General features: G+C 60.0%; 9 protein-coding genes and 1 pseudogene. 5 read left to right on the forward strand and 5 right to left on the reverse strand.

Translation table 11 applies throughout. The features are described 5' to 3' along the window. Window positions 1-234 precede the first annotated feature (234 nt). Window positions 235-1,551 carry a Fic family protein gene (locus tag CQ13_RS03595; RefSeq protein WP_245309010.1) on the reverse strand — a complete coding sequence of 439 codons (1,317 nt, stop codon included), beginning with the start codon at window positions 1,549-1,551 and terminating at the stop codon, window positions 235-237. A gap of 660 nt (window positions 1,552-2,211) precedes the next feature. On the opposite strand from CQ13_RS03595, the pseudogene ybgC reads away from it, so the two are divergent. Next, window positions 2,212-2,656: pseudogene (gene ybgC, locus CQ13_RS03600) on the forward strand (tol-pal system-associated acyl-CoA thioesterase). A gap of 94 nt (window positions 2,657-2,750) precedes the next feature. Here the strand turns inward: ybgC and CQ13_RS03605 are convergent. From CQ13_RS03605 to CQ13_RS03615, 3 genes are read right to left on the reverse strand one after another with little or no spacing between them, the layout of a single operon-like run. Next, window positions 2,751-3,422 (reverse strand): PIN domain-containing protein, encoded by a 672-nt coding sequence (locus CQ13_RS03605; RefSeq protein WP_057841657.1) that lies wholly within the window; start codon window positions 3,420-3,422, stop codon window positions 2,751-2,753. Further along, the gene (locus tag CQ13_RS03610) at window positions 3,397-4,587 is read right to left on the reverse strand and encodes a helix-turn-helix domain-containing protein (RefSeq protein WP_057841661.1); all 1,191 of its coding nucleotides are present in this window, start codon (window positions 4,585-4,587) and stop codon (window positions 3,397-3,399) included. The genes CQ13_RS03605 and CQ13_RS03610 overlap by 26 nt, the downstream gene beginning before the upstream one ends. Then, window positions 4,580-5,539: a 7-cyano-7-deazaguanine synthase gene (locus CQ13_RS03615; protein ID WP_197427235.1), complete on the reverse strand. Its 960-nt coding sequence runs from the start codon at window positions 5,537-5,539 to the stop codon at window positions 4,580-4,582. Before CQ13_RS03615 ends, CQ13_RS03610 begins: the two co-directional genes overlap by 8 nt. On the opposite strand from CQ13_RS03615, the gene CQ13_RS44215 reads away from it, so the two are divergent. Further along, window positions 5,520-5,765, forward strand: a complete 246-nt coding sequence (locus CQ13_RS44215; RefSeq protein ID WP_197427236.1) for a hypothetical protein — start codon at window positions 5,520-5,522, stop codon at window positions 5,763-5,765. The two genes, CQ13_RS03615 and CQ13_RS44215, sit on opposite strands and share 20 nt — an antisense overlap. A 17-nt stretch (window positions 5,766-5,782) precedes the next feature. On the opposite strand, the gene CQ13_RS03620 is transcribed toward CQ13_RS44215, so the two are convergent. After that, on the reverse strand, window positions 5,783-6,358 hold the full coding sequence (locus CQ13_RS03620; protein ID WP_057841658.1) for a hypothetical protein: 576 nt from the start codon (window positions 6,356-6,358) through the stop codon (window positions 5,783-5,785). 290 nt (window positions 6,359-6,648) lie between these two features. Here CQ13_RS03620 and CQ13_RS03625 point away from each other — a divergent pair, with 290 nt between their 5' ends. From CQ13_RS03625 to CQ13_RS03635, 3 genes are all read left to right on the forward strand, one after another. Next, window positions 6,649-7,461, forward strand: coding sequence for a type IV toxin-antitoxin system AbiEi family antitoxin domain-containing protein (locus CQ13_RS03625; RefSeq protein ID WP_057841659.1), 813 nt, complete (start codon window positions 6,649-6,651; stop codon window positions 7,459-7,461). Beyond that, a complete protein-coding gene (locus CQ13_RS03630; RefSeq protein ID WP_057841660.1) occupies window positions 7,461-8,486 on the forward strand; it encodes a nucleotidyl transferase AbiEii/AbiGii toxin family protein in 1,026 nt (341 codons plus the stop codon). The genes CQ13_RS03625 and CQ13_RS03630 overlap by 1 nt, the downstream gene beginning before the upstream one ends. A gap of 41 nt (window positions 8,487-8,527) precedes the next feature. Further along, window positions 8,528-9,336: transposase (locus CQ13_RS03635; RefSeq protein WP_197427237.1), on the forward strand; the 809-nt coding region annotated here is incomplete at its 3' end.

Consider the following 9,336-nt stretch of genomic DNA (forward strand, 5'->3'; position numbering starts at 1 on the left):
CAGATCGACCGCTTGCCGCTTGTAATCGTCCGTAAACGACCGACGTTGACGTCCTTCCATCCGACACCTCCTGACTCATCGAGCCTACTACAGGTGTCCATCAATTCGGAGGAGGTTCAGCCTGTCGCAGGGTGCGGTTACAGATCAGCTTCGATCACGGCAAGCGCGACTATTAGCATCGCGGCTTTCCGTTTAATCGGGGTCACGCTAACGGCCGCGCATGGTCATTATCCATCACGGCCACTTCGGGCTCGCCTTCGCGGCGTCGTCAGGCTCCGATTCATCGGGAAGGATCGGTTGTTCACCGAAAGGACGGTTGATGATGTTCAGCGCATCATTCGCGGCGTAGACGCGATTGCGCGAGTAGCCCGTCCGTTCGGCGAGAATGCCAGCCTCCTCCAACTGTGCGATAGCCTGGTGCGCTTGCGGCGGGCTGATCTCGAGGAGTTCTCCGAGCCGTTTGGCGGTTAGGACCGGGTAATGGGGAAGCTCGTCTAGCGCGCGCGCGGCCGCCGATCCCTTTCGGAATTTGCGACGGCTCCTCCACAGTTCTGACAGTTCGGACAGAGCCGAGCGCGTTTTCATGAGCTCTTCGACGGTGCCGGTCACGGCCTCTGCCATAAAGATTATGATAGGCTGCCAGTCGAGGCGCTGCTGCGCATCCTTCAAGGAAGCGTAGTACGCGCCCTTCTTCGCCTCAATGTATGGAGATAGATAAAGGGGGACGTGCTTCTCGGCAGCCATCATCAGTGGAAGAAGAAGACGACCGACGCGGCCGTTGCCATCGCGGAACGCGTGGACCGCCTCGAAATGGGCATGCGCGATGGCCATTCGCGTAATGAAACCCTGGGTCATCTGCTGCATTCCCTCGTTGCGGAGGTAGTCGACTGTCTGAGCGAGGCAAGCCGGCACCTCATCGGGTGGCGGCGGATTTAGGCTTGAATAGGCGATGTTGCCGCCCCCTCCGATCCACACCACGCGCGTGCGGAGTTCGCCCGGAACGTCCTGGTAATCGGGATCATCTTTCATGACGGCGCGATGGAGACTCTTCAGGAGATCGATCGTGAAGACGCCATCTCCGTCCTTCGCCGCCAATGGGATGAAATCGTCAAGAGCCACAGCGTAGTTGCGGACCTGGCGCGCGGCATCCTTTGCGTCGTCGCCGCCGGTCTCCTCGACCGAAAGGAGTTCATCGAGCGTACTTTGGGTGCCCTCGATCGAGGACGAACTGACCGCCTCCCGTCGGGTCAGGATTCGGCTGACAATGTAGGGGTCCTTCATCTGAGTCGCGATTGCGTCTATTTTCCCGAGCGCGCCCTGGGCATTGTCCAAGGCCTTCATCGCTTGGATAACTGAGACCCCGTGCTCCGGGGGAGGTGGTGGGATGATACCGTAGTGCGCCTCATACGGGTGCGGGAGCCGTTTCAGGGTCTCCCGGATTGTGTGGCTGAGATCGCTGCGCTTCATAGCAAAGCCTAGTTTGGAGCCTGCTTTGGTATTTATAATTAGGGTTTCTTGTAAAAACCATAACAAAATCTGCTTTTTTGGCACTCCCCTTAGGGTTCCCCGAGACCTTTGGGAACCGGAAAACAAGCGAGCTGGTCGTCTCAGTGGTTTCAGCTCTGCCGTGCCATCCTAAATGCGGACAAGCCGCTTTCAGCGTAGCGAAGGGAACTGAGACCTCCGGCTCCGCGATCAATCATCCGACTTCATCATCTGAGCGGCAGGCCGGCAGGCCGACATCGCGGGCGCACGGCTACCCTTCGCGGCAGGGAAGTGAGTCGAAGCGCCGGCGCACGTCGCAGGAAGAAGAGGAGCTGAAAGCTCATCGGCGATAATCGACCGGGCCTGGTCGCCGGGTCATGGGTTCAAATCCTATCCCCGCAACCACCGATGCTTGCGATTGCAAATAGAGTCCCAGCCTCCGAAGGGAAGCCGGGGGTTCTTCTTGCCCGCCGCAAACCGCAGGATCGCAGCGAGGTCGCCGCGTAGCGCAATCGCGAGTTCTTCCGTCTCGAGCACGAGTGTCACCTGATTGACCAACGTCCGGAAAACCTCCGCAGCTTCGGCCTCGATGTCTGCAGCGCGGTGCCTGCCGTATTCGGGCGACCGGTTCAGCTTCCGGCAAGCGCAGGATTTTAGCGCTTGCTCAAAAAACCGCCACTGTGCAAGACAATTGGTCCCTGTACGCGCAATAAGGGGAACCGCGCTGTGACAGTCTCTCTTGACGGCGAAATTCGAGACGGACGGCACTACATGCAGGTGCGTGTCTACTTTGAAGATACCGATGCCGGCCAGATTGTCTATCACGCGAATTTTCTGCGTTTCATGGAGCGCGGCAGAACGAATTACTTGCGCCTGCTCGGCACCAATCAGCAAGCGCTGCTCGAGGAAACGCGGAACGACGCCCCGGGCTTCCGCCTTCGTTGTCCGTTCGATGACGATCGACTTTCTAAAACCGGCAGTCTTGGACGACCTCCTTGACATTGTCACGGTCCCGCAAGAGGTGAGAGGCGCGTCGATTGGCTTGCTGCAGGAGTGCAGGCGCGGGAACGATCTGTTGGTCTCGGCGCGCGTACGGGTCGCGTTTATCTCGGGCGGAAAAGCGCAGCGCATCCCGAAGGCTCTGAGGCTCGCTATGGAAGAGCACAGGTAAACCTGCGTTTCGTTCACGCTTTAACGCTCCCGCGACCCAATGAAATCAATGCGTTGGCGTTCTGTTGCGACATCGTCAAGTCAGAGTTCGCCGTTCACTTTAGATTCGGGAGCTTCGCGCTGTCGGCAGAATTTACAGCGGCGGCCCCAGAGCGCTCGTCGAAAATTCGCTCTCGATACCCAGGGAGGCAAGTGCAATCGCGTGAACGCTCCATCCCTATAAGTGCGATAACGCCTTCCACTCTTTCTAATGGAATTCGCATGCGCCCGTCGCGAAGAGCGAGATACATCGCTTCGATGACAGGTTGGTCGCCGAGGACCGCGATGGCCGTTGGATGACGTAAGATGTCTAACGACCAGCCTGGATTTCGCGTTTTCAATAGCGCGCTGGCGCGGCTTCGTCCGCGCCGTTCATCGATAACCGGCAGGAAAAATCTTGCTGCCGCGATGGCGATCGTTGCAGCTTCGCCGTCGTCAAGGGAGGGCGAGGTAGACGTGAGTTCATGAAAAATCTCGTACTCGGCGTCGGTCATAGTGGCGAGCGTTACGATTCCACGCGTCAAGAGATCAAACAGAAAGCGGTGCTCGCCGTTTTGCCGGCTCGTCTCGTGCTCCAGCTCTCCAGCCACGATCTCGGACACGACGACATCATTGGGAATGGACGCGAGGATGCGCTCGCCATATTTGCAAGCGTGAAGGTTGATCAGAACACTTGTGTCGAGAATCAGCGGATCCGCGATATCAATCAGGGAGCTTGTGCAACTCATCCGTGTCTCTTTCCTCAAGCTCGATCTGGTCGATAACGGCGCGAAGCTCCACTCGGCCCACCCTCAGCAGCTCCGCCAATTGTCCTTCCGACATGAGCTCGCGCTTCCAGGCGGCATGCGCCATCAGGCTCAGGCGGTGGGAGATGGGTCGGTCCGCGTCGCTCTTTGCGGGATCGCGGCGATCGGCCATTTCGCCGAGGACCTCTCGGACATTGTCATCGGTGATGCCGCCGTTGTTTTCGAACCATGCCCAAGTGCCTTTCTTGGCAAGGCCCAATTCCTCGAGCCGCAGCCCGCAGGCTTGGCGCGAGATATTATATTGCTGGGCTAGGAGAATGATCAGGCGCCGGGTCGTTTTGCCGGTGATCTCCTTCAGTTGGCGGAAGCTTTCCGAGAAGCTCTCGGCTGGCGTCAGGAATGCACGGCCAAACACGTTGGCATAGCGTTCATCGCGTGAGAGGAACTTCTCATCGTCTTCGAGCACTTCGGGAAGCCGACGGGTACCATAGAAGTGGCCGACCTCATGCGCCGCGGACTGGATGCGCCGCGGCAATGGGTGGTTGGCGTTTAGAAGTATGCAGGCGCCGACACTTTCATCGTAGGTGAAGAGGCCAGCAACCTTTGAACTGGATGAGAGACGACGCTGATACAATCGGATGCCAAGACCCAGTTCGATGACCGAGAAGATGTCGGCGATCGGCCCCGGACCGAGACCCAGCCAGTCGCGCAATTCCTTGGCATGCTTTTCTGCGAGGGCCGCAACGTCGCCCTCGTTTATACCGTGTTCCGGGGGGTAATTTCGACGTCGCTGGATGCCGAGGATATTCTCCATTTCAACGTCCGCTTTAATCAGGTCGTTGAATAGCTGAACGGCTTCAGTGGTGTGCGCGTCCTCCGTCTCCCGCAACTTGCGGAACCGAGGCATCAGATCGGTATGCACTGCCTCGCGGCGGAGGAGGGCGTTGACGGATACGCCGTAGTGGCGCGCGAGCGTCTGGATTTCCTGGATGCGCACACGGCGCACGCCCTTCTCGATGGATACAAGGGTGGGGCGGGACATGCCGATGACCTGGGCCGCGTCATCCTGGCGGACGTCTGCGTTCTCCCGTGCTATCCGCAGGCGGCGTCCTATTTCCTGTGCGCTCAGCTCATTCAGATCAGCCATTGCGCCCTCCATCCATCCAGCTTTTCAAAAAGCTTTGATCTCCTTGCGCGGACAAAAATGCCCGCCATTCCTCGGCATGAGTTACCAACATCGTCCTCAGTTTCTTCAGAGTGTCTTCGTAGTTTTCCGCTATCGCAGCTGAGATTTGCGAGGCGTGAACGCGAATGTTCTCGTCAGGCAAGCCGCTCATGTCCGCGAGATGCTGCAGGTGACGCGCACCGACGCTTCCGTATTCGACCATGATGTCCCGATCAGCCTTTTGGGGTATGACCGACAAGGCATCGGCCGCGTCAGAAGCGGCAAGGTCGGACACGATATACGTACCAGGCGCCTCGTTAACGCCAGCGGCATGCAGGCTGAGGCGTCTCAGCAAGCAAGCCGCGCACAGGCCACACTGCTTCCTACCGCCTACATTGACGACCCGGCGCGTTTGCCAACAGGAATGGGTACTCGTCAGATGCTGTTCGGACTTTCCGGTCATGTCCAGAAACGCGCGCAACGTCTGACCTTTCGTCGACCAGAGGCGTGGCTGCTCAAACCGCACTCGGTAGCCCAGCACTGCCTTGATGAAGCGCTCCATCTTCCGAAAGAACGTCGGATGGTTGCGATAGTCGGCGTAGATGTTGTGCAGCGGGAGAAGTACCGGCCCAAGCGCGCCCTGGCCGCTCTCCGGAACAATGACGCGCGTCACGTTTGAGAGCTGTGCAGCAATCGCCGTCACCGCCGCAAACTGAAATCCCCGCGAGCGGAAGCTGCTTTCGTTCCCGCGATATCCCTTCACCTTGAAGGGAATCTGCATGAAATAACTATCCCCGTTTTTGCGCCGCTGGCGATTGCCCGCGACCCGGATACACAGTGCCTCAGCCTCGCTCCCGCTCAGAGCGGAGACGGCACGCGAATCCAAACCATCGCTGTAAGCGACGGCGAAGGTCTTGGCCTTGCCGAAGTCCAACGGCATCTGCCGCGTGCCGATCGGCGAGAGGTTCTTTGCCTGGACAAAGAACAAGCATATCGTAGTGCAGCGGCTCGAAGCCCTTTACGTCAAAGCTATCCAGAACCGCCGGATTAAAGTAAATGTGACGGCCGACCTCCGCGATCACAGCACCCTTCGGGAGGGTGCGGCGGCTGCGCTTCTGTCCCTTCTCGATAACGATCAAGCGCTTTTCTTGCATCGGTGAGTATTTCGGATTGGCGCTCACTCTTCGGGCCCCTCATCTACGCCGGCTTTCTTCTCAACCGCCTGCCTGAACGCGCGCTTGTTGCCGGTGGCCAAGGCGTCGCAGAGTTCGCTGGGCTTGATGGCAGCGAACGTCTCGCGGTTCCGCTCGATTCCCTTCTGGTAATCTTCGCGGCTCATGTCGCCGAGCTCGCGGGCACGAATGCATTCTTCGTCGAGCCGGTTTTTGATGGTGCCGATCCATTCTTTTGTCGTGCTGTCGAGCGCCTGATCGAGCGCCTTCTCGGGAGGGAGTTGATCCCGGAGATTCGCAATCAGATGTCTTTGCAGGGTATCCGCCAGTGGCGACGTTGGATGAGTCTCGAAAATCGTTTCGACCGCCGTGACCGGGTCTAAGTCCATTTGGGGGCGGTCGGCATGAGCTTTGAGTTCATCGAAAAGGGGACTGAACGTCTTCATGTCCACGTCACCGATCATGCTGTGGCACGCCTGCGTCGTTCGCTCCTCACGGCTCGTGGCGTCGCTGACCAGGTCTTGGCCATAACGCTTCCAGCTGCTGGGCAACTCCGCATTTCTGAATGGTCCATCGCTCATGGCCGCCTCCAATGTCGGCAAAATAGTAACAAAATCTGACAATGTCAATATCTAGTGTAAATTATGTGACATCGGAGATCCGTCTAAGGAAACCGCTTAATTCGTCTGATGCGGTCCTTTCGCGGGGCGGTTTGTTCTAGAAGTGCGCCGGAACGGGTAATTTTTAGCCCATACGGCGCGTTTTCGCCATCAAAGGGACGGTCGATCGGCCCTTTTCTCAGGAAGACTTGTTGACAAATTTGCGTCAGACTGGCTATTTATTACCCGCCTTGGCGCAGAATTGAAGACTTATGCAACCCCGCCAGCACAAAACGGCCAGCTTCCTGTCGGCTCATCCGGTCTTCACCCGGGCTGAGTTCGCGGCGGCCTTCGGCCATCCGGCGAGCGCGGCCAATGTCACCAGCCTGCTTAGGCATCACCTGCGCGCTGGCAACATTAAGCGGGTCAGTCGCGAGGTGTTTGCCGCAGTGCCGGCCCACATGGCGGCGGAGCGGATGGTGATCGACCGCTTCGCCGCGGCGAGCAAGCTGCGTCCCGATGGGGTCCTGGGATTTCACTCAGCCCTTGAGCTGCACGGCATAGCCTATTCCGAGTTCAACGAGGTTCAGCTTATCAGCGCCGGACGGACCGAGCGCGTGGACCTGCCATTTGGTGCTTGCCGCTTCGTCACGCCGGCGAAGGCGTTGGCGGCGACAGGCAAGGCCAACTACCTGACCGCGACTATGGACCGGCAGGGAGTGACGGTCCGCGTGACGGCGGTCGAACGCACGGTCGTCGATGTCCTACATCGGCCAGAACTCGCGGGCGGCGGCGAGGAAGTTCTGAAGTCGCTGGATCTGGTGCGCTATCTCGATCCGGCGAAGGTCGCCGACTATGTCGAGCTGCTGGATAATCGGTCGCTCGCCTCGGTTTCCGGCTGGTGGCTCGAGAAGCGGCGCGCCGCGCTCGGCGTCTCCGACGATGTCCTGGCGCGCCTGCGAACACGGCTTCCACGATCAAAGCATTATGCGCTGGGTGCGGAACCCGGTCATGCGGTGCTCGTCGAGCCATGGCGCGTGCTTCTCCCAGCGCAGGCGGTCGACGCCGCCTTTGAAGGCGTTTGATGGTCGCGTCGCGAGAAACGCTTCAGGACATCGCGGCCGAGCGGCAGCTCCAGCACGCGACGCTGGAGCGTGTGATCCGGCTGATCGACATTCTCGATGCCTTCGGCGCCGACACGCTGATCGGGCCGCGCGTCGCCTTGAAGGGCGGCACGGCACTCAACGTCTTTCATTCCGATCTGGACCGCCTCTCTGTCGATATCGACGTCAACTATGTCGGCGCGGTCGACAAGGAACAGATGGACGCCGACCGCCCGGGATTGGAAGACCGGATCGAGCGCTTGATGGAATCGAAAGGGTACGTCGCGCGGCGTGAGCCGTCCGAGCACGCTGGCGGCAAATGGATTTATCGCTACGCCTCTGCGCTGGGCGGCGCGGGGATCAATTATCTCTACCGCGGCCCGCTCTACGGCGTGGATCGCATGCCATCGGTGGCAATCGGATCCTACCAGGCCACGAATGTTCCGGTCCTCGATATCCACGAGATCGTCGCCGGCAAGATGGTCGCGCTGATCACGCGGCGCACCGCGCGCGATCTGTTCGACGCCCACCGGATCATCGCCATGCCGTCTCTCGACTGGGCGAAGATCAAGGCGGCCACCTTGATGATCGGTGCGAGCGCCAAGAGCTTCGACTGGCGCACAGCCTCGCCCGAGGAGATCGGATGCGAGGTCGGCGACATTACCGGCAAGCTGACCATGTGCCTGCACGATCGGTATTTCGACAGCTTTGGCGGCCCAGCAGCTTGGATCGAGAGCGTCACGACCGAATGCCGGGAGAAGCTCGCGCCGCTGTTTAAGTTCACAGCAGGGGAGGGCGCATTTTTGGATGCCGTGCTGGACCGGGGTGAGATCGCCGCGTCTTCTCTGGAGGTGCCAGCAAACGTGCGCGCCTCGATAGAAGCCAGTCCGGCCCTGCGGTGGAAAGCGCAGAATGTCAAAGCTTGGAAATCTGGCGACAAGTTGCTGGCGCCACGTACAAGACGAGCAGCGCGGCCACGTGGAGAGACTAGGAGCCTGTCTGAGTAGTGACTGGTCAAGAGGGAGCGAGTCTGATTCCTTGCGCAGCCATGAGCAAGGAATTTCGCCCCTGGAAGATCGACGAGGCCCAGCTTCTGCCGCCGAGCGTGCAGGATTATGTGCCGAGGGACCACGTTTCGCGGCTGATCGTGTCGCTGGTCAGGGAAAGCCTTGATCTATCGGCGATCATAGGCAGCTACCGAAGCGGGCTGGGGCAGCCGCCGTTCGATCCTCGGATGCTGACGGCGCTGCTTCTGCACGGCTACGCGAGCGGTATCTACTCGTCGCGGCGGATCGCCAGGGCGGCGGTGGAGCGGGCGGATTTCATGATGATCGTGGCGGGCGATGCGCCGGACTTCCGCACGATCTCAGAGTTCCGGCGGCGGCACCTGAAGGCGCTGGCCGACCTGTTCGTGCAGGTGTTGAAGCTGGCCGAGAAGGCCGGGTTGGTGAAGCTCGGGCACGTTGCGCTCGACGGCACCAAGATCAAGGCGAACGCGTCCAAGCACAAGGCGATGAGCTATGATCGCATGAAGAAGCGGGAAGCGGAGCTTGCAGCGGAGGTCGACCGCTGGCTCAAGGCGGCGGAGGCCGCCGATGCGCAGGAGGATAAGCTCTACGGCGACAAGCGCGGCGACGAGATGCCCGATTGGGTGGCCGACAAGCAGAAGCGGCTTGAGAAGATCCGCGAGGCCAAGGCCGCGCTGGAGGCCGAAGCCAAGGCCGCAGCCGAGGCGGAGCGCAAGGCGCGGGCCGAAGCCGAGGAGCGCCGCATCGCCGAAGGGGGCAAAAAGAACGGCAAGAGGTCCGCGCCGCCGAACACGGAGCCCGACGGCAAGGCGCAACGCAATTTCTCCGA

The organism is Bradyrhizobium retamae, from assembly GCF_001440415.1.
Taxonomy (GTDB): domain Bacteria; phylum Pseudomonadota; class Alphaproteobacteria; order Rhizobiales; family Xanthobacteraceae; genus Bradyrhizobium; species Bradyrhizobium retamae.

Bases quoted from the DNA above. Each gene is read 5' to 3' on its own strand.
- CQ13_RS03610 (WP_057841661.1), bottom strand. From the start codon at position 4,587: ATGGCTGATCTGAATGAGCTGAGCGCACAGGAAATAGGACGCCGCCTG.
- CQ13_RS03620 (WP_057841658.1), bottom strand. From the start codon at position 6,358: ATGAGCGATGGACCATTCAGAAATGCGGAGTTGCCCAGCAGCTGGAAG.
- CQ13_RS03605 (WP_057841657.1), bottom strand. From the start codon at position 3,422: ATGAGTTGCACAAGCTCCCTGATTGATATCGCGGATCCGCTGATTCTC.
- CQ13_RS03625 (WP_057841659.1), top strand. From the start codon at position 6,649: ATGCAACCCCGCCAGCACAAAACGGCCAGCTTCCTGTCGGCTCATCCG.
- CQ13_RS03630 (WP_057841660.1), top strand. From the start codon at position 7,461: ATGGTCGCGTCGCGAGAAACGCTTCAGGACATCGCGGCCGAGCGGCAG.